At 45.7% G+C, this 21,384-nt stretch carries 15 protein-coding genes; 7 read left to right on the top strand and 8 right to left on the bottom strand.

Annotated features, from left to right (window positions below):
- Window positions 1–35: 35 nt before the first annotated feature.
- Complete coding sequence (gene pykF / locus R8N28_RS13655) at window positions 36–1,448, bottom strand: pyruvate kinase PykF (RefSeq protein ID WP_005392243.1); 1,413 nt, start codon at window positions 1,446–1,448, stop codon at window positions 36–38.
- Between the two features lie 433 nt (window positions 1,449–1,881).
- Here pykF and R8N28_RS13650 point away from each other — a divergent pair, with 433 nt between their 5' ends.
- A complete protein-coding gene (locus R8N28_RS13650; RefSeq protein WP_005379701.1) occupies window positions 1,882–2,643 on the top strand; it encodes a DeoR/GlpR family DNA-binding transcription regulator in 762 nt (253 codons plus the stop codon).
- Window positions 2,644–2,753: 110 nt separating this feature from the next.
- The gene (gene glmS, locus R8N28_RS13645; protein ID WP_033906046.1) at window positions 2,754–4,586 is read left to right on the top strand and encodes a glutamine--fructose-6-phosphate transaminase (isomerizing); all 1,833 of its coding nucleotides are present in this window, start codon (window positions 2,754–2,756) and stop codon (window positions 4,584–4,586) included.
- Window positions 4,587–4,668: 82 nt separating this feature from the next.
- Here the strand turns inward: glmS and R8N28_RS13640 are convergent, their stop codons facing one another.
- Entirely contained in the window at window positions 4,669–5,751 is a 1,083-nt protein-coding gene (locus R8N28_RS13640) for a glycerol dehydrogenase (RefSeq protein WP_005379703.1), read from the bottom strand.
- Between the two features lie 352 nt (window positions 5,752–6,103).
- On the opposite strand from R8N28_RS13640, the gene dhaK reads away from it, so the two are divergent.
- The 3 genes from dhaK to ptsP are packed head-to-tail and all read left to right on the top strand — an operon-like array spanning window position 6,104 to window position 10,214.
- On the top strand, window positions 6,104–7,162 hold the full coding sequence (gene dhaK, locus R8N28_RS13635) for a dihydroxyacetone kinase subunit DhaK (RefSeq protein ID WP_258457430.1): 1,059 nt from the start codon (window positions 6,104–6,106) through the stop codon (window positions 7,160–7,162).
- Between the two features lie 15 nt (window positions 7,163–7,177).
- The gene (gene dhaL, locus R8N28_RS13630; protein ID WP_258457429.1) at window positions 7,178–7,813 is read left to right on the top strand and encodes a dihydroxyacetone kinase subunit DhaL; all 636 of its coding nucleotides are present in this window, start codon (window positions 7,178–7,180) and stop codon (window positions 7,811–7,813) included.
- Window position 7,814: 1 nt separating this feature from the next.
- Complete coding sequence (ptsP, locus tag R8N28_RS13625) at window positions 7,815–10,214, top strand: phosphoenolpyruvate--protein phosphotransferase (protein ID WP_262635427.1); 2,400 nt, start codon at window positions 7,815–7,817, stop codon at window positions 10,212–10,214.
- An 80-nt stretch (window positions 10,215–10,294) separates the two neighbouring features.
- Here the strand turns inward: ptsP and dhaR are convergent, their stop codons facing one another.
- From dhaR to R8N28_RS13600, 5 genes are all read right to left on the bottom strand, one after another.
- Complete coding sequence (gene dhaR, locus R8N28_RS13620) at window positions 10,295–12,220, bottom strand: dihydroxyacetone kinase operon transcriptional regulator DhaR (RefSeq protein WP_262635426.1); 1,926 nt, start codon at window positions 12,218–12,220, stop codon at window positions 10,295–10,297.
- 145 nt (window positions 12,221–12,365) lie between these two features.
- On the bottom strand, window positions 12,366–12,896 hold the full coding sequence (locus tag R8N28_RS13615; RefSeq protein ID WP_206959309.1) for an MltR family transcriptional regulator: 531 nt from the start codon (window positions 12,894–12,896) through the stop codon (window positions 12,366–12,368).
- 86 nt (window positions 12,897–12,982) lie between these two features.
- Entirely contained in the window at window positions 12,983–14,131 is a 1,149-nt protein-coding gene (locus tag R8N28_RS13610) for a mannitol-1-phosphate 5-dehydrogenase (RefSeq protein WP_062730758.1), read from the bottom strand.
- A 111-nt stretch (window positions 14,132–14,242) separates the two neighbouring features.
- A complete protein-coding gene (locus R8N28_RS13605) occupies window positions 14,243–16,195 on the bottom strand; it encodes a PTS mannitol transporter subunit IICBA (RefSeq protein ID WP_005379710.1) in 1,953 nt (650 codons plus the stop codon).
- Window positions 16,196–16,790: 595 nt separating this feature from the next.
- Complete coding sequence (locus R8N28_RS13600) at window positions 16,791–18,554, bottom strand: lysophospholipid acyltransferase family protein (protein WP_170893671.1); 1,764 nt, start codon at window positions 18,552–18,554, stop codon at window positions 16,791–16,793.
- Window positions 18,555–18,787: 233 nt separating this feature from the next.
- Here R8N28_RS13600 and R8N28_RS13595 point away from each other — a divergent pair, with 233 nt between their 5' ends.
- Together R8N28_RS13595 and R8N28_RS13590 are read left to right on the top strand one after the other, a co-directional pair.
- Window positions 18,788–19,507, top strand: a complete 720-nt coding sequence (locus R8N28_RS13595; RefSeq protein WP_005379714.1) for an SIMPL domain-containing protein — start codon at window positions 18,788–18,790, stop codon at window positions 19,505–19,507.
- A 223-nt stretch (window positions 19,508–19,730) separates the two neighbouring features.
- Entirely contained in the window at window positions 19,731–20,006 is a 276-nt protein-coding gene (locus R8N28_RS13590) for a hypothetical protein (RefSeq protein ID WP_005379716.1), read from the top strand.
- A 95-nt stretch (window positions 20,007–20,101) separates the two neighbouring features.
- Here R8N28_RS13590 and R8N28_RS13585 read toward each other — a convergent pair whose 3' ends face one another.
- Window positions 20,102–20,905: a MetQ/NlpA family ABC transporter substrate-binding protein gene (locus tag R8N28_RS13585; protein WP_017633488.1), complete on the bottom strand. Its 804-nt coding sequence runs from the start codon at window positions 20,903–20,905 to the stop codon at window positions 20,102–20,104.
- Window positions 20,906–21,384 lie beyond the last annotated feature (479 nt).

Here is a 21,384-nt window from a genome sequence, read left to right as displayed (position 1 = left end):
CCTTCTCAAGAAACTGAAGTGTTAAAAGTTCAGTCTTATAGCACGTGTACAGAAGCTGTGTTCGTAGTACCTGAAGCAACTAGAGCGCCAGAAACCATAACAACGATATCGCCTTTGTTACCTAGACCTGATTCTAGAGCAAGTTCTTTACCCGCTACGTAGAATGCGTCAGTGCTTTCGATTGAATCAACAACTACAGGAGTAACACCTTTAGTTAGAACTAGCTGTGCAGCAGTTTTCTTGTTAGTTGTTAGCGCTAGAATGTTTGCAGTTGGGAAGTACTTACGTACTGAACGTGCAGACTTACCGCCTTCAGTTGCAACAACGATAAGTGGAGCAGCTAGTTTCTCAGCTGTGTCTACAGCGCCTTTACATACTGCTTCAGTGATACGAAGACGTGGGCTGTCTAGACGAGAACCTAGTTCAGCTTTTAGCGCTGAGTCAGTACGGTTCGCGATTTGAGCCATGATAGTTACCGCTTCAACAGGGTATTTACCTTTCGCCGTTTCACCAGAAAGCATTACTGCGTCAGTACCGTCCATTACTGCGTTAGCAACGTCGCCTGCTTCCGCACGAGTAGGACGTGGGTTGTTGATCATAGAATCAAGCATTTGAGTTGCAGTGATAACCATCTTACGTGCACGGTTACACTTCTCGATCATCATTTTCTGAGCGAAGATTACTTCTTCAGCTGGGATTTCAACACCTAGGTCACCACGAGCAACCATGATGCCGTCAGAAAGCTCTAGGATCTCGTCGAAGTTATCAACACCTTCTTGGTTTTCGATCTTAGAGATGATGTGGATGTTCTCGCCGCCGTTTGCAGCAAGTACTTCACGGATTTCTTGAACGTCAGACGCTTTACGGATGAAAGAAGCTGCTACGAAGTCAACGCCTTGCTCACAACCAAACTTAAGGTCGTTCTTATCTTTTTCAGATAGTGCAGGTAGGTTTACAGAAACGCCAGGAAGGTTAACACCTTTGTTTTCGCCTAGTGCACCGTTGTTAAGAACTTTACATTTAACTTCAGTTTCAGTCTTAGAGATAACTTCCATCTCGATTAGACCGTCGTCTACTAGGATAGTGTTACCTACGTTTAGGTCTGCTGCGAAACCAGCGTAAGTTACTGCAACTTTATCTTTGTTACCTACAACTGAAGTGTCAGTTGTGAAAGTGAATTCTTGACCTGCTACTAGATCAACATCGTTACCGCCTTCTAGCTTGATAGTGCGGATTTCTGGACCTTTAGTATCTAGAAGAATTGCTAGTGGTTTGCCAGTAGCTTCCATTACTTTACGGAAGTTCGCGATACGAGTGCCGTGTTCTTCGTAGTCACCGTGAGAGAAGTTAAGGCGCATTACGTTCATGCCTGCGTTAACTAGTTCAGTTAGCTTCTCTACAGATTCTGTTTTAGGGCCAATCGTACATACGATTTTGGTCTTTTTCATGGAAGATACTCTCCGGTAAGTATAGTTACAATTTGAAAGTCGGTTATTTACTCTGAAGTCAGGACGTTTTTGATGACATTTAGTACCTGTCACCCACCGATTTTTCGTCTCATTATTAGAACTTCAGATTCTGAAAGTCTTTCACCAAGTTTAGTCATTTTATGACTAAAAGATCGGCGATTTTGGTTACCTTTTTGTGACTAATCCCACTTTATATGCAGAAAGTTGCAAAAAAATAGCCTTCAATTCTGTAATTTTTTTTCTTTTCGGTGGCGAATTCTACCACTGAATGAATCCAATATCACTGTTTAAGAATTGTCTTAGGACAAGGTTTTATCGAGAAATATTAATTTTTTGGATCGAAATAAATGGACTTAAAAGTTTCGGTTTGACTATAATAAGTTTCACATCGAAACTTAAAATCAAAACTTAAATGTCGAAACGAAATACTCAATTAAGAAGACACGCCATTTCTAACTTGGTTTCTGAACTAGGAGAAGTCAGCGTTGATGAACTTGCTCAGAAATTCGAAACCTCAGAGGTCACGATTAGAAAGGATTTAGCTTCTTTAGAGAAAAACGGCCAACTTCTACGCCGCTATGGCGGTGCGATTGCTATCCCAAAGGAAGTCATTCACGAAGAATTGGGCGCTAATGTTTCGACTCGAAAGTTAAGCTTAGCAAAAGCAGCAGCATCATTGATTCGCGATCATAATCGCATCGTGATCGACAGTGGCAGCACGACTGCCGCGCTGATTCAACAGTTGAATGATAAACGTGGCTTAGTGGTCATGACCAACTCGTTGCATGTTGCTAACGCTCTTAATGAATTAGAGAGCGAACCGACACTGCTGATGACTGGCGGTACTTGGGATACGCACTCAGAGTCCTTTCAAGGCAAAGTAGCCGAATCTGTATTACGAGCTTACGACTTTGACCAACTATTCATCGGTGCGGATGGCATCGATCTCGAGCGTGGAACCACGACATTTAATGAATTGGTTGGCTTAAGTAAGGTAATGGCAGAAGCGTCACGTGAAGTGATCGTAATGATCGAGTCCGAAAAAATCGGCCGTAAGATCCCAAACTTAGAGCTCGCTTGGCATCAAGTTGATGTGTTGGTGACCGATGCAGATATCCAAGCAGAGCATAAAGTACAGATTGAACAACATGGCGTGAAAGTCATTTGCGCCTAATAATGTAATCAGTTTCATATTTCACTTCCCTCTGGATAAAGGCCTTTGCTTGCTGCCTCTATTTGAAATCATGGCTAGGGAAGAACAAAACTACAAACGGAGATAAACACATGTGTGGAATCGTAGGTGCAGTAGCACAACGAGATGTTGCAGAAATTTTGGTTGAAGGTCTACGCCGCTTAGAGTACCGCGGTTACGACTCTGCTGGCGTTGCGGTTGTTGATGGCGAATCAAACCTAACGCGCGTTCGTCGCTTGGGTAAAGTACAAGAATTGGCTGATGCAGTAGAAGAAGCAAAAGTGATCGGCGGAACTGGTATTGCGCACACTCGTTGGGCGACGCACGGTGAACCTTCTGAAATCAATGCTCACCCACACATGTCTGGTGATATCGCAGTGGTACATAACGGCATCATCGAAAACCATGAAGAGCTGCGTGAGCTGCTTCAATCTCGTGGCTACGTGTTTGAATCGCAAACGGATACAGAAGTTATCGCACACATGGTTGAGTGGGAACTTCGTACTTCAGAAACGTTATTAGAAGCGGTACAAAAAACAGCAAAACAACTTGAAGGCGCATACGGCACGGTAGCGTTGGATCGCAAAGATCCTTCACGCATCGTAGTAGCGCGTTCAGGCAGCCCGATCGTGATCGGTTTTGGTGTAGGTGAAAACTTCCTAGCGTCTGACCAACTTGCATTACTTAACGTTACGCGCCGTTTCATGTACTTAGAAGAAGGTGACGTAGCAGAAATTACTCGCCGTGAAGTCACTGTGTTTGATGCAACGGGTGAGCCAGTTGAGCGTGAAATTGTTGAATCTAACGCAGAGCATGATGCAGGTGATAAAGGCCAATACCGTCACTTCATGCAAAAAGAAATCTATGAGCAACCTAAAGCGTTGATCAACACAATGGAAGGTCGTATCACGGCAGACTCTGTTGTGACAGACGCGATCGGTGTGCACGCGGCAGACATTCTAAGCAAAGTAGAACACGTACAAATCGTGGCGTGTGGTACGTCTTACAACGCAGGTATGACGGCACGTTACTGGTTTGAAGACATTGCAGGCGTTAGCTGTGATGTAGAAATTGCGTCTGAATTCCGTTACCGCAAGTTTGTGACTCGTCCAAACAGCCTATTGATCACGTTGTCTCAGTCTGGTGAAACCGCTGATACCCTAGCAGCACTTCGCCTAGCAAAAGAGAAAGGTTACATGGCGGCGATGACCATCTGTAACGTAGCGGGCTCTTCTCTGGTTCGTGAATCAGATTTTGCGTTCATGACTCGCGCTGGTGTTGAAATCGGTGTGGCTTCAACCAAAGCGTTCACGACTCAACTTTCTGCACTACTTATGTTGGTAACGGCACTGGGTAAAGAGCAAGGTCGCATTAGCAAAGAGAAAGAAAAAGAGATTGTTGAAGCGCTACACGCACTTCCTAAGCAAATCAACGCGGCACTTTCTTTCGAGAAAGAAATTGAAGCACTAGCAACGGATTTTGCAGACAAGCACCACACATTGTTCCTAGGCCGTGGCGAGTTCTACCCAATCGCGATGGAAGCGTCTCTAAAACTGAAAGAGATCTCTTACATCCACGCAGAAGCGTACGCGGCGGGTGAACTAAAACACGGTCCTCTGGCTCTAATTGATGCTGACATGCCTGTTGTTGTGGTTGCACCAAGCAACGACCTACTTGAAAAGCTAAAATCAAACGTTGAAGAAGTGCGTGCGCGTGGCGGTCTTCTGTATGTATTCGCAGATGCAGACGCAGGCTTCGAAGGCGATGAAACAATGAAGATCATCACGATGCCTCACGTTAGTGAAATCACGGCGGCGATCTACTACACCATCCCAATGCAATTGCTGTCTTACTACGTAGCACTGATCAAAGGTACGGACGTAGACCAACCACGTAACCTGGCGAAAGCGGTAACGGTTGAGTAATTACGCTTAACAGCAAAAATCCAAGCGGCACATGCGAGAGTATGTGCCGCTTTTTTATTTAAGCCCACTTTAAGGGGGTGAGTTATTGACCCAACTGGTGAGCGGTTAGAATTGCAGAGTAGACATTTTCTGCCGTCACTGGGAATGGCATATTGTGGATGGTTTCTCCCTCGGCCGTTGAGGCTTCGGCGACCTCGCGCAACTTAGCGTGGTTAAGCTCTTTAACGCCCATATCAAATAAGTTGGTTGGTAGACCTACAGAGCGGCAGAATGCAAGAACCGTATTAATCTCTTCCATCGCTGCGTTTTCTAGTACCAGCTGAACTAGTGTGCCGAACGCGACTTTCTCACCATGATAGAGATGATGACACTCTTCAAGCTTAGTTAGGCCGTTATGAATAGCGTGAGCACCCGCTAGACCACTGCTTTCAAAACCGATACCGCTTAGGTATGTATTGGCTTCAATAATGTTTTCTACCGCTTTGGTGCTCACACCATTTTCTACCGCAGCTTTTGCTTTTACACCATCTTCAAGCAAGGTTTCATAGCAAAGTTTCGCAAGCGCTTGTGCTGAACGCGTCGCTAACCCACCAGCCATTGTTGCCTTACCAGAAGTCATGTTGGCACGAGCTTCAAAGTAGGTGGAAAGCGCGTCGCCCATCCCCGATACAAGTAAGCGAACAGGGGCTTTGGCGATGACTGACGTATCCATGATGACCATGTCTGGGTTTTTAGGGATCATCAAATATTCTGCAAATTCACCTTCAGGTGTGTATATCACCGCAAGCGCTGAGGTTGGTGCATCTGTCGAGGCAATGGTAGGAACCACCACGACAGGAATTTTGGTGTAAAACGCAACAGCCTTTGCTGTATCTAACGTTTTACCACCACCAATACCGACAATGACATCGTGTTTTTGAGTCGCACAAATGTCCGTGATGCGTTCAATCTCAACGCGCGAACATTCGCCACCAAAAATGTTCATAGTGAGTGGAAGCTTTTCGTCAGCAAAACTTTGCTTGACGTCATCACCAACCAGGTTAGTCACGAACTCATCGGCAATTACTAACGGACGTTCACCCAATGTTTTCACATAGTGAGCGATAGATGTAAGTACTTGTTCACCTTGGACGTATTTGCTTGGGCTGATAATAATTTTGTCCATAATTCAAACCTTTAACCTTTTTATGTGTGTTTTGGACTGCAATGAATATCCATTGTAGGGATAAGGTTTATATTAGGTTTGGTGTGGTAAGTGGTGAAGGATATCTCTGCTTTTGTTCCATGCTTTTATGACCTCTGTGTCAAACCGACTGTCAGAAGTAATAAGCATCAGCATGCTTTATGGCGACGATCACTATTCAGGAAAATTTGTCGTTTTACGTTTCATATTGAAACAAAAATGCCGAAGATTTCGTTTCAATATGAAACGGATTGATTTTTGTTGAGCACGCTTTTTCTCTGTTTAAGATGAATTCATACCCTACATAAAAATATAAATGGAATGAGATAGAACGATGAAAAAATTAATTAACCAAGTTGATGATGTTGTATTGCAGCAAATGGAAGGCCTGGCATTGTCCCGCCCTGAGCTAAAAGCGAACTACGAACCTCGTTACATGTGGCATGAGGAAACGCCGGGGCAAGTGGCATTGGTTTCTGGTGGTGGCTGTGGTCATGAACCTTTGCACGCAGGTTTTATTGGTAAAGGCATGCTGACAGGCGCCTGCCCTGGAGAGGTATTTACTTCACCAACGCCAGATCAAATGTACGAATGTGGCAACCAAGTGAATACTGGTGAAGGCGTGCTATTTATCATTAAAAACTACACCGGAGACGTGTTGAACTTTGAAACGGCTGTGGAGCTGCTTCATACCGATGGCATCAAAGTTGGGTCGGTGTTGGTGGATGACGATGTTGCAGTCAAAGACAGCCTGTATACCGCTGGTCGCCGTGGCGTAGCTGGAACGGTATTGGTTGAAAAGTTAGTTGGGGCTGCCGCGAGCAAAGGTTATTCGTTGGAGCAATGTGAAGCACTGGCTCGTCGCGTTAATAATCACTGTCGTTCATTTGGCGTGGCGCTTAATGCTTGTGTTGTACCCGCAGCAGGTAAACCATCTTTTGTTCTGGAAGATGATGAAGTGGAGTTTGGTGTTGGTATCCATGGTGAACCAGGTATCAAGCGAGTGAAATACACTGACGTCGATACGTTAGTGGATGAAATGTTTGCTGAAGTTGCTGAAAACACACCTTATCAGCGCACATTGCGTATTTGGAATCGTGACGAAGGTGAATGGGATGAAGTGGAATCCAGCATTGAGCCTTTCGTCGCTGAACATGACTACATCGTGATGGTGAATGGTATGGGTGGTACGCCAACTTCAGAGCTTTACGGAGTGTACCGCCGTCTGGCTCATAACTGCGAGCAAGCAGGGTTCCGTATCGTGCGTAATATGGTTGGCAACTTCTGTACGTCACTCGATATGGAAGGCGTTTCGATTACGTTGCTGAAGGCAGACAAAGAGATGTTGGAGCTGTTTGATGCTCCTGTCGATACGGCCGCGATCAAGTGGTAACAGGGGAGAGCAAACATGCAAATTGAAAAACAACATATCGTTCACTGGCTAGAGTTATGTGCAAAAACGTATCAAGAGAATCAAGATTTTCTGACCGACCTTGATCGTGATATTGGTGACGCCGACCACGGTCTCAATATGAGCCGTGGCTTTAAAAAAGTTGCTGAAAAACTGCCGCAATTTGCGGACCAAAATATCGGCAGCATTCTCAAGAATACGGGCATGACCTTGCTTTCTAGTGTCGGTGGGGCAAGTGGCCCGCTGTATGGCACGCTGTTTATTCGTACGGCTGCCGCTGTCGGAACTCGAGAGCAATTAACGTTTGAAGAGTTAGTGGATGCACTAAAAAGCGGTGTGGATGGCGTGGTGTCTCGTGGTAAAGCGGAACTGGGTGATAAAACCATGTGTGATGTTTGGTTACCCGTTTTAGTTAGCGTGAAGGCGTCGTTAGAAAATGGCATGAGCGCCGATCACTTACTGAATGAAATGGTTGAGCTAGCAGAAACGAACGCGGTTGCCACGATTGAAATGTTGGCGAAAAAAGGGCGAGCAAGCTATCTGGGGGAACGTAGTATTGGTCACCAAGATCCCGGTGCAACCTCTTCTTTGTTAATGATTAAAGCACTACAGCAGGCAATAGCAGGTAATTAAGATGGTGGGAATTGTAGTCGTATCTCATAGTCGTCGACTTGCAGAAGGGGTGGCCGAACTTGCCACCCAAATGACGCAAGGCAAAGCCAAGCTTGCGATTGCGGCTGGGATTGATGATCCAGAGAACCCGATCGGAACCGATGCCATTGCCGTGATGGAAGCGATTGAGCAGGTACAAGGTCAACAAGGGGTTGTTGTGTTGATGGATCTTGGCAGCGCGTTGCTTAGCACGGAAATGGCTCTGGATCTGATTGATGATCATGTGAGGGAAAATGTCACCCTTATCTCGGCACCTATTGTTGAAGGAACCATGGCGGCGTCGGTGGCTGCCGCCGCCGGACTGCCTTTATCGACGGTAGTCGAAGAGGCACAGAATGCGTTAAGCGTAAAACAAGAGCACCTTGGTGATCAGCCACTAACATCCGCTGAGATAGCGCCAGTATCAGAGAACTTTGAGCAAGAACGGACATTTGATTGGGTGGTGCAAAATCCGCATGGATTACATGCTCGTCCCGCTGCGGCCATTGTTGGTACACTCGCGCCTTTTGACTGCCAATTATGGTTGAAAAAAGGCGAGCGCCGTGTGAACGCGAAAAGCTTAAACAGCATTGCGAAACTTGGCGTTCGTAGTCAAGAGACGATCACGCTGTGCGCACTCGGCTCTCAATCCAGTGAAGCAATCAAGGCATTTGAAGCCTTAGCTTATGAGCACTTCGGAGAAAAAGAGGCGGTTGAGCAAGGCATTGTCGAACCTGAAGAAAGCTCGGATACTCTGCTCGATGGCATGGCCTCAAGTCAGATTGAAGGTGCTGTTGTTGGTATTCGAGTTAATGACGGTATCGCTACTGCTCCTGCTGTCCTTTTTACTCATGAAATGCCAGCTGTGCCTGAACGTGATTTCCAAAGTGAACAAGATGAAATTGAACGGGTTAAGCGTGCGATAGGCGTGGTTGTTCAACATTTGCAGGAGCAAGCGAAGCAGCCGAAAGGGGAAATATTTGCTGCTCATAGCATGATGCTCAGTGACCCAGAATTATGGGCATCGGTCGAGTCGCGAATTCAAACGGGCATGATAGCCGAGCAAGCTTGGGTAGAATCACTGCAAACGTTGGCCGAAGAGTTTCGCCAGGCAGAAAGTCAGTACATGCGGGAACGCGAAGCAGATGTACATGATATCGCACGCCAAGTTATGGTCGAAATGACAGGCGTAACGCCTAATGCCATCGACATTCAGGAACCGAGTATTTTGTTGGCCCGCGACCTGATGCCTTCTGATGTGGCCGGGCTTGATAAATCGAAAGTGCTTGGTATCTGTTTGAGTGAGGGAGGGAAAACCTCTCACAGTGCGATTCTTGCTCGTGCGATGGGGATTACTGCCATCGTTAAAGCTCAGGGCTGCCTTGATGCTGTGCGTGCTGGTCAAGTGGTGACTATTGATGGCTTCCGAGGGCATTTATGGTTCTCTCCTTCAGATGCCGTACAGCAGGAATTAGAAGCTCAGCAAATTGAGTGGCAAAGCATCCGACAACGTGCATTAGCGAGTGCTCAGCAAGCCGCAGTCACCTGTGATGGTGTCCATATTCCAGTACTCGCCAATATTGGTGGACCGAAAGATATTGATGATGCACTAACATCAGGAGCTGAGGGCGTTGGTCTATTTCGGACTGAGTTTCTATTTCAAAACAGTGATGAGTTGCCAACTGAGGAAGCGCAATACCAAGTGTATCGTGATATTGCCGCCGCACTTGGTGATAAGCCACTTACGATTCGTAGTCTAGATGTTGGCGGTGACAAGCCTTTAGCCGCTTATCCTATGCCAGCAGAAGATAATCCATTTTTAGGTTTGAGAGGGGTGCGGTTGTGTCTTCAACATGAGTCATTGTTTACCGCTCAACTTCGAGCCATTCTGAGAGCCTTTCACGAGCAACCGAATATTCAATTGATGATACCGATGGTGGCTCAGGTTGAAGAAGTGAGAAAAGTAAAAGTGCTGTTGGCGCATCAAGCAAACCAACTCGGCTTGGATGCGACTCATTTGCGCGTTGGTATTATGATTGAGGTGCCAGCCGCGGTGTTGAATGCTGATGCGTTAGCTCGAGAAGTCGACTTTTTCTCTATCGGCACCAATGATTTGACTCAATATGTTATGGCTGCCGATCGAGGTAACGCCGCTGTTGCTGAATTGGTGAACTACTTTGAACCATCGGTACTAAAAGCCATTGAGCTCACGTGTGCAGCAGGCGATCGCGCGGGCATACCGGTTAGTATGTGTGGTGAGATGGCTGGCGATCCAAATGCCACAGAAACATTGCTCCGCGTGGGGTTGCGAAAATTCAGCGCCAGTTCGAGCATGCTACCGGGACTAAAAGCGCAGATTCGTCAGTTGTCTGTCGATGTTTAATCGATACCTTATCGTTAGTACACCTGTACCGGCGTGCTTACGCCGGTTTTACTTTTGTTATAGGAACGCCAATTCACGACTTAATACAGCTTCATTTGCTCCTGCAGCCCAAACTTATTAATTTTTCTCCATAAGGTCGTGCGGCCAATTTGCAATGCTTTCGCCATATCATGCATTTTGCCATCACACTGATTCCAAGCCTGAACAATCGCTCTTCTCTCGGCTTCTTCTAACGTGATTACTGGCGTATTTTCTGCGGTATGGCGAGAATTCAGTTTAATGTCTTCAGGAATATCGTTCAGCTTGATTAAGTTGGAACTGCGGTTAAGCAAAATTCGCTCAGTTCGATTTCTTAATTCAGAGTTGTTGCCTGACCAACGAAAATTCATCAACGCTTCCAGTGCGACTGGCTCTATCGAGATCGTCACATTGTGGCGGCGTTCATAATGGCTGATAAGTTGCTGGACGAGAAATTCAATGTCTTCTTTACGCTTTCGTAGTGGTGGAATATGCAGCTCGTTCGAGGAGATTTCATAATAAAGTTGCCGACCAAATGAGCGCTGAGTGACATACTCGCTGATCTCTGAAGCGGTGCTGGTAATAAGTTGAAAATCTACGGGGATCAATCGCAAACTGTCGCTGCGGCTGACGAGCCCAGTTTTTAACAACTTAAGTAGCACGGCTTGTAAATCGGGCGACAGATATTCCACCTTTTCTAAAAAGAGCGTACCGCCATGGGCGAGCTCAAACTTTGAAGGCATGCCTTGCCCTTCGTCATACCCCAGGGTTTCTTTGACCAGTTGCTCTGTATTGATGGAGCGGCAGTTGAGCGTAATGAACGGCCCTTCTTTGTAGGTGCTTTCGTTATGAATCGCCATGGCGAGAGTGGCTTTTCCTACACCTTCTTCACCCGTAATTAGAATCGGTGATTTGGACTTTATGGCCCGTTTTGCCACGGTAATGACATGCTTCATTTTTCGTGAAATGACGGGCAAAGTGCTGAACGTATAGCGCGCACTGCCACCTATTTGTTGTTGAGCAAGTTCGCGAATTTTATCGATAGGGTGCAAGAACAATAAGTGTGTGCCGTCATTGAGTGGACGCAAGGTGATGATCGCCTCAACAAACTCGCCACGAACCTCTACCGTTGTGAGTTTACGGTTTATGCTCGCACCTGACTCAATACTAGTAAGGACATTCGGTGGGAAGCGTAAAACAGAAAAGACTTCTTTATCCAAGACCTGACTGGCTTCAATGTTTAACAAGCGCTCGGACTGGTGATTTACCATTGTTATACGGCTTTCTTCATCCCAGGCCAGAAGGCCGTCATCCATGCACTCTAACGTTGCGTTATGCGCACAAGTGAGGCGGTTCATGTTTTCTTGTTCCGACTGAATGTGGATTTGCAAGCTGACTTCTTTCGCGCTCGACGCGATGATGACTAAGTCTTCTTTCTTATAGCTTTCCGCTTTTCTGAAAAGGCATGTTGTACCGCGTAATTTGCCAAATTGGTCAAAAACAGGCGCCGCTACAGAGGCATAAGAGTGCAAGTGGCGATTGAAATGTTCGGCGGCAAAAACTTCACACGGGATATGAGTATTGATACAGAGATTGACTGCATTTGTGCCTATCTTTCCTTCGGAGAGAAAACAGCCTTGTTTTATGCCGAGCGTTTGCATCTCTTGTCGCATAGAGTCGTGCCCGACGGTGGAGAGAATACAGCCGTTGCCATCGGTTACCATCAATACCAGGTCTTCGTCCCCTAGCATGTCGTAAGTGTCTTCAAGTACGGTCGTGGCGCATTCGATGAGATGTTCGTTGCGCTTCATTAGAGATGAGAAGGTAAATCCAGAGGCAATATGTGGTTTTGACCAGGTGTAAGGGCTGCATTGCTTTATGCAACGCTCCCACGACTCGAGGACGGGAGTGCGGGAAAATTCTGGAGATACCCAGTGGTGTTTCTGGAAAAACTCCCACTTAGTTTTAGTGTCTTCGATTGAAAGCATGCGATACCGTTTCAATACTAGCGATAGATTGGTCTGATGTTACAGAGACATCGGAATATGGACTGTGATGGCTTTCACGCACGTTGTATAGAAGAATGTGCCAAAAGAGGGGCGAGTTGAGGAGGCTTCCTTGCCAGTTTTTCGATTAAAAAGGGCTGTCTTTGCCGAGCTCATTGCAAATCTCGACAATGGCAAGTGAGAGCCCTGACTTAATGATTTGTTGTTGACGTTGCAGTTGTAGCTGATAAAACTCAAGGTCGATGTCGTCATCTGGTTCGCTGACTTCCAGTTGTACCATGCCCATTTTCTTCACCAAGTGCAGTTTCTTAATTGGTTCTAGAATATTCGGGTCAGTGAATTCGTAATCTGAAGCGTCATTATTGAGTTGGTTTTTGAGTTTGATGATGTCTTCGATGTCGTGGTAAATGTCATCGGGGAGCACCCCCAAGCCAAACAATAACTTCAAACGAACAGACAGATCGCCCAGCGGTCCAGAGTCTTGTAGCAGCGGACCGACAACCGATTGAACAGCGAAGTTATCTTTACGAAAGATTCTTTGCACCAACCCGTCGATCGAATCGTTAAAAACGTCGACTGCTGCAATGAAAAAGCCTCGTACCGATGGGGCGCTGTTTAATCGCTCAATGATCTCGGTTTCGTTGATGTTATCTGCCATATACTGAATACATTTCTAATTATTAGCTATCCCAACTCTTCAAGCAGAGAAGGGCATAGAAGGGGAGCCGAGCTCCCCTAGGTAAATCAAAGTTGGTTGTAAAGTGTCTCGATTTGAGCCACTTCAGCACTGTCTTCTGCAAGACCTGTGTATGTCGCTAGCGTCTTCTTCACACCCACTTCTTTTAATGAGTTTTGTAGCTCTACGGCTTGTGGGTCAGTGTCGTTAGTGTACTTCAACGCAGCGGCAATGCCTTTCAAAAGTGTTTGATTTTCAGTGCCATACTCAATTGTACCGAGTAAAGGCTTCACTAATCTATCGTTTGCACCCAATTTTCGAATTGGTTGACGACCTACGCGATCCACCTCATCCACTAAGTATGGGTTGGCAAAGCGTCCTAAAATCTTCTCGATGTAGGCGTTGTGCATGTCACGGTCGAAGCCGTAGCGTTTGATCAGCACTTCACCACTCTCTTGCATCGCCTGTTTTACTTCAGCGTGAATGCTAGGGTCTTCAATTGCTTCACGAATGGTGCGATGGCCTTTCAAGCAACCTAGGTAAGCGGTAATGCAGTGGCCTGTATTGAGAGTGAATAGCTTGCGTTCTACGAATGCCATTAGGTTGTTGGTTCTTTCCATGCCAGCTATGTCAGGGATTTCGCCCTTGAATTGCTGCTCATCCACAATCCATTCGCTAAAGCTCTCTACCGTCACTTCTAGTGGGTCATCGTTCGCTGCTTCTGCTGGTGGCACGATGCGGTCTACCGCTGAATCGACAAAGCCAACCAATTCGTCTGCTTTCGCGTGCAATGATTCATCCAAGTGTTTGTACACTTCACCTTTTAGGTGTGTGGTGCCACGAACCATGTTTTCACACGCGATGATGTTCAATGGCTTATCGTTACCTGCTGCAAAGCGCTTAGCAATGCCGGTAGCGATGGTTTTTGCAATGATGTCCAGTACGTTAGGGCCAACCGCTGTTGTGACCAAGTCGGTTTTTACAATGCGGTCAATGACATCTTCACTGGCTGAGTTTACCGCGGTGACGTGAGTTACTGTGTCGATTTGGCACTCAGTACCGACCACTTTTACTTTGTATTCTTGCTTGTGACTCAGTTGGTCGACGAGTGGAGCGTCAACGTCTGCAAATGTGACCTCGACTTCTGCATCTGCTAAGAGTTTTCCGATGAAGCCACGACCAATGTTACCTGCGCCAAAATGAACTGCGTTTTTCATAATTCTTACCTACCAATGTCTAAAATGTTGACTTACGAAACTAGGGGGAGGCCAACCGCATAGGGGGTGACAGCTGACCTCATTTGCCTCAGGAGCAAATTAAAGGGGTAATTAAGCCGCTTGTTGACCGCCAAGGATGTTCAGAATCTCTTCCACATCGTTGGTGCTGGTTAGCTTCTCAATTGCCTCCGGCTCATCGAGCGCGTTCGTAATGGTGGTAATCACCTGGATGTGCTCATCGTTCTTAGCGGCAATGCCGATAACCAGTTTCGCTACATCATCGTCGTCTTCAGTAAATTGGATACCCGATGGGTATTGGCAGATTACAATGCCGGTTTTCTTCACGCGGTCTTTCGCTTCTACCGTGCCGTGAGGCACTGCGATAGATTCGCCTAGGTAAGTTGGAACCAATGCTTCACGCTCAAACATCGCGTCTACGTATTCTGGTTCTGCGTAGCCAAGTTCGACCAACTTGTTGCCCGCGAAGCGAATCGCTTCTTCTTTGTTGGCAGCTTTCAAACCTAGGTGAATGTTTTCACGCTGGATTTGGAACACCGACGTTTGCTGTGGCTCGAAGTTGTCGTCGTTTGCTGCCACGAGCGAAACTTTTACCATTTGGTCGTCATTGGCTGCGGATTGGTTTTGCGCTGCTAGTAGTTTGGTGACTAGCTGGTTGTACATCTCGCTGTCTAGGAAGTTAGTCAATGAAATGTGGTGTGCGTTTGGAGCATGCTTACGTGCACGATCCGTTAAGTCTTTATGAGTAATCACGATATCTGCACTCTCTGGTAAGCTGTTAATGGCAAGGTTGGTTACGTGGATGTTCAGACCTGCGTCTTGAACCTTTTTGCGTAGCATGCTCGCGCCCATTGCACTCGAGCCCATGCCCGCATCACAAGCGACAATGATGCTTTGTACTGTCGCTAGGTCTACGTCACCTTTGCTTTGGCTGTTTACCACCGCATCGTTTTTAGATGCAGATTTCATGTCTTTCATTTGTGATGTTGCTTTTTCTAGTGCTGCTTCATCACCGTCTTCTTCTGTTGACGTTTGAGTCTTCATTAGCAGTGCTGCTACGGCGAATGACACGCCTGTTGCTGCTGCGATAGACGCTAGAACACCAACGATTGAGCCTTTCTGAGTCATCAACAAGATTGCAAAGATTGAACCTGGTGATGCTGGAGAAACGATACCTGCGTTAAAGATAGTTAGAACGAATACGCCAGTCATACCACCTGCGATAGCCGCAAGGATTAGGCGAGGGTTCATTAGGATGTATGGGAAGTAAATCTCGTGGATACCGCCGAAGAAGTGGATGATTGATGCACCACCTGCAGTTTGACGAGCCGTACCTTTACCAAACACCATGTAAGCTAGCAGGATACCTAGACCAGGACCTGGGTTTGCTTCGATTAGGAAGAAGATCGACTGACCTGTTTCAGACGCTTGCTGGATACCCAGTGGAGAGAAAATACCGTGGTTGATCGCATTGTTTAGGAAAAGGATCTTCGCAGGTTCAACGAAGATTGAAGTCAGTGGTAGTAGGTGAGCAGAAACTAGGAAGTTAACGCCGGCCGCCAAGCCACCAGAAAGAATTTTTACGAATGGACCGATAAAGATGAAAGCAAGGATCGCACATAGCATGCCGATGATGCCCGCAGAGAAGTTGTTAACCAACATCTCGAAGCCACTTTTTACTTTACCATCGATGTAGTTATCGAATTTCTTGATAGCCCAGCCGCCCATTGGGCCGACCATCATTGCCCCCATAAACATTGGGATGTCTGTGCCGACAATCACACCCATTGTTGTGATTGCACCGACTACCGCACCACGATCGCCACCAACTAATTTACCACCGGTGTAACCGATAAGTAGTGGCAGCAAGTAGGTAATCATTGGGCCAACCATAGAGGCTAACGTTTCGTTTGGTAGCCATCCAGTTGGGATAAATAGAGCAGTGATAAAGCCCCACGCGATAAACGCGCCGATGTTTGGCATTACCATGTTTGACAGAAAACGACCAAAATTTTGTATCTTGATCTTGGCATCTGGTGATATCATAACAATTCCCCGTTCGATGTTCTGATGAATCTTGTTGTAGTAAACGGTTCGCCAAAACCGTTTGTTTGATTGCTTAGTACCCAATCAATTTACCACACATTTTCCAATTGGAACTGACAACGGGTTTTTCGTGATCTACGCCCGCATTTCTTAGGCTGAGAAACGGTTTTTAAGTGACCAAGTTCAACTTATTAACTTGTAACTTAATAACAAAAAGCCACTTTTAAATCTGTCAATAAAAATATTAGTGATCAATCCGATCTTCTGACAAATTTAAAATCAAAATACTTTGTGACTTTGATCACTTTTGATTTTTTTTGAAATTCGAATTAAATACTTGCGATGATCAATATCACGTTTTGTGTTGAGTTGTGGTGGATTTAAAGTGTGACTTGGGTCTGCTTTTGTTTTTTGTGAAAGTTTGTGACGGAATTGGTGAGATAAATGCTATCTAGATCTTTCGATAGATTGTATCTATAAGAGTCTTTTCGGCGCACTTCACGGAGCACGCCTAATTAGTTGATTAAAGGGTAAATAAAGAGAGTCGCCACACGGTTCTTCTTGTGATTCCCAACTCTCTACTTAATCACTGTTCTTAATCATCGTTGCTATTAGTATGATAGACGAGGTAGTCATGAGCTTGCTCGCGTCCCATATACCTTGCCAACGTCTTTTCTTGAACATCGCGCAAATCCACCATAATCAATCCATCTAGAGCGTTATTGAATGCAGGGTCGACGTTGAAGCATACCAGCTTGCCATTGAGGCTTAAGTACTGACGCAGCAAAACGGGCACTCCTTTCCCTTCATCGATTCTGGCAATGACACGTGACAATAGCTGTAAATCACCCAGAGCAGTGAGCATGCTGGTGTTCCAGTCACGGTGGTGCTCAGGAAGTGGGTTAGAAGGTGTGACGTACTCTGCGCAATTGTTGTCGTAGTGGTGCAGTGTCATTGATTGAGCCAGTAATTGACGTGCAGTATCGCTATAATCGTTGCTAATGCTTACCGGACCAAATAGGTGCGTGTAATCTGGGTTTTGATGAACGAACGTTGCGATGCCTTTCCACAGTAGCAGTAGCGCGCTCATGCTCTTTTGATATTGCTGTGCAATCACAGAGCGCCCCATCTCAATGGATTTACCCATTTGGTCGATAAAGCGTTGGTCATAGTTAAACAACGTTCGTGAATACAGACCTGCTACGCCGCGCTTTTCAATCAGTTGATCAACCAGACCTAAACGATACGCGCCCACCAAGCATTGGTTCTCTCTGTCCCACACAAACAGATGCAGGTAATCATGATCGAAATGGTCAATGTCTATTGCTAGTCCAGTCCCTTCGCCAACTTGTCGGAAATTGAGCTCACGTAGGCGACCAATTTCATGCAGTAGGGAAGGGATACTCTGCGACTCCGTGCAGTAAACATCGAACTCACCACTTGTTAGCAGCTTGGACTCTTTTGGTAAGTTGTTCAGCTCTTCAAGCAATTCGCCTACGGGTAACCCTGCCGCTATTGGAGAGAGCAGTTCTGATGAAGAAGAAGGCTTAACTGATTGGGTTTCACGATTGAGCAAGTAAGTGTTGAGCCGCAAATAGTTCACCACTTGATCATCGTTAAGTGTGTTGAGCTCTTTGAATTTAATCGCTTGGCCAAAAGACAAGTTGATGGTTTGTGCATGTTTGTTCAGTAGCTCCCGCCCGAGCATTAGGGTACGCAAAAGTGGATGGATTTTCCCTGCCATATAGAAGCGTTTCGAGTTCTGACCACTGATGAATACTGGAACTGTCGTTGCTTTGTTTTTGCGGATCAGGCTACTTACGCTTCGACTCCACGCTTTGTCTTCCAAGCGTTGCTGTTTGGCATCGACTAACTGGGAAACCTCACCGGCAGGAAAGACAAGCAATAAGCCGCCACTTGCGAGGTGTTTATTAGCCGCTCTGAGGGCCTTCATATTCGATTTGACGGCGTCTCTGCCTTCAAACACATCGACACCAATGAAGAGCTGATCTAACTCTGGTACGGTTTTCAGGTATTGATTGGCTAGAATTTGGATATCGTCTCGTACCATCAACAAGAGTTCGGCCAAGATGACGCCTTCCACACAACCAAGCGGGTGGTTCGCCACAATGACGGTAGCTCCTTGTTTAGGTACTGAGTCGAGTGAACCATGAGCAATGCGATAATCGATACCTAAGATATCCAGCGTGAAGCGGAGAAAAGTTTTGATATCGGCATTAACGGGGCGTTGAGCGTAGAACTTATCAAGTTGGTTTAAACCGGTTGCCCATTCAGCAACGTTTTCACCAATGCCAAACGGCGTTTTACGAGGGAGACGAAAAGGGGTTGAACTATCCATATTTACCTCAGCGTACAAGTTGCTGATTGGATAGTAGAAATTACAGATGACAGTTCAGAGGCAAAAGCATGAGCCTTTGGTGACAAACTAATGAAGCTTTATTGACTAAAGAAAACGGTATATCACTGTGCTATGAATCAAAACTCGCGTTATGTCTCCCTCTTAAAACAATAGATAGGCTATCTTATCTAGAACAAAGATTAAGCTAAGTTGATATTTATCAGGGGGAAATAATGGAACGAGTTTCCAATAAAGCAGCACTTTGGATTGGGCTAAGTTTGATACTTGGTCTTGGCATCCTTGGCTATTTTATGCAGCAGACGGCGGTGAAATACCGAGCCTATGAAAGAGTCGTTACAGTAAAAGGTTTGTCGGAGCGTGAGTATCCTGCTGATACGGTGATTTGGCCGATTCAATTTACTCTGGCGAGTAATGATATGGGAGCCATGTTTGATGAAATTGACCAGCAAACCCGTTTGATTTTGGACTTTCTAAGTGCCAAAGGGCTTCCTGAAACCAGCGTTTCCCTTTCTTCCCCAGCGGTCATTGACAGAAAAGCACAGCAATATGGGAGCGAGCAAGACATTGAGTATCGTTATTTGGCCTCGCGAACCGTTACGGTTTACAGCCAGAGTGTTGATGTTGTTCGAGCGGCAATCAATGAAATAGGTGAGCTAGGAAAACAAGGTGTTTTGCTTAACCAAGATCCTTATGCAAATCGTGTTGAGTACAGCTTTACTAAGCTGAATGATGTGAAGCCAGACATGATCGAAGAAGCGACTAAGAATGCGCGTGAAGTGGCTGAGAAATTTGCGAAAGACTCACAGAGTTCACTGGGTAAGATCAAACGTGCAACTCAAGGGCAGTTCTCGATTTATGACCGAGACAGCAACACGCCTTACATTAAGAAAGTACGAGTGGTATCGACGGTTCAATATTACTTATCTGATTAAAGTTGCGCTCATATAGTCAATAGTTGGTCGTTCCATCACCTTCTATTTGTAGAGGTATCTATGCTCTGTGATAGGGAAATCAGTCTTCGCTGACGCTATATACAAGTACTTTTTTATAAAACTAAGTTCTTAACAGTGATGAGGTGAGTTTGATAATAATCAAGCTCACTTGTTTCTTATGAGCGTAAGTTAGTATGACTTATTGCTAGAAGGAATTAGTATCATGGCATACAAGCACTTTGTTAGAGAACTACTGGGTTTAGCGATTGTTGTCTCTGTCGTCTTTGGCGTATTAGGCGTGATGTTAGAGCTCTTCGCACTGACGGCACTTTGGGAGCATCAGCAAACGATAGCCGATGTTTTTTTCCATGAATCTCTCTACTTCATCGTATTTTTAATCCCACCATACTTCCTCTGGAAGTTGATTAACCGCCCTGAATTGGTTTCTGCTGATCAAGCTTATTTGGCAATGAAGTTAGAGGCTGAAAGTCGACAATGAGTCGATTTAGTGAGTAATGAAAAGAAGAGGCTATGAGAAAACATTAGCCTCTTTTCTATCTGATTCGTGGGGCAAAGTATTCGCTGCTTTATTGATTAAAAAGCTGCTTCGATTGTGCCTTTGAAAGTGCGATCGAGATAATCACGAATCGCTTGAGATTGATAAATAGAAACGAACTTTTTATACGCTTCATTATTTTTGTCTGCGTCACGAGTGGCGATGACCATGACTGCTAATGGGGCGTCTTTTGCTTCAAGATAGATACTTTGTTTCTTCGGATCTAAACCAGAAGACATTACGTAGTTCATTGTAATCGCAGCCGCGTCCACATCATCTAATGTTCTTGGTAGCTGAGCGGCATCTACCTCGACAAATTCAAATGATTTTGCGTTTTTTGTGATATCAGTTAGGGCGGCTTTATGGCCAACACCCTGTTTCAGCTCAATTAAACCTGCATCGGCGAGTAGCAACAGACCACGACCACCGTTGGTAGGGTCATTTGGAAGCGCTATACGTGCATTGTTTGGAAGCTCTTGCAGTGAGCGATACTTATTGGAATAAAGCCCCATACGCATAAGAATGGACTGACCAATTGATACTAATTGGGCGTTATGGCTACTGTTGAAGTTGTCTAAAAATGGCTGGTGCTGATAGCTATTAATATCGATGCTACCATCGCTAAGAGCGGCATTAGGTGTCACGTAGTCAGAAAACTCAATGACTTCGACATTCAAACCTTGCTTCGCTGCCTCCTTCGCTACCGCCTCGACTACTTGTGCATGTGGCCCAACTGTCGCGCCCACTTTAATGACAGAGTCATCTTTTTCTCCACAAGCGCTTAAGCCGACTACTGCCGTGAGAATCAAAGCTAGTTTCTTTAAGTGACCAATACTTTTCATTGTAGCTCCATTTTTTTGTTTTAGACGTCCATACGTTTGTATGTCCATCCTATCAGAAGTTGTCTGAGGGTCAATGGTTTAAATCACGAGCGGACATTTTGTTTCATTGCTACATATAGAAAGCCAGATAATAGTTAAAGAAAAGGGGAAGAGGAAAAGCTATTACGAGGTTAATGACGAGTTACCGCAACCGAAATTGTACCCAAAGATATAAGATACAAAAAAAGCGTAGTAGGTATTAACCTGCTACGCCTTTCGGAATATGGTGGCCCCTCGCAGACTTGAACTGCGGACCAATCGATTATGAGCGAAGGTCTGACGCAATATCACTGCACAATCAACATAGAAACCCTGCTCCGAATCACGCCTAAATCCACCAGCAAAATCACACCACCTGATTACCCGCATGATTTTACTGACGTCACCGTCGGGAATTGTTGGCTGTGATTAGTACGACGACGCCGACGAGAAAATGTAGA

Source organism: Vibrio sp. Vb1554 (assembly GCF_033344235.1).
This window is presented reverse-complemented; position numbering and strand designations above follow the sequence as displayed.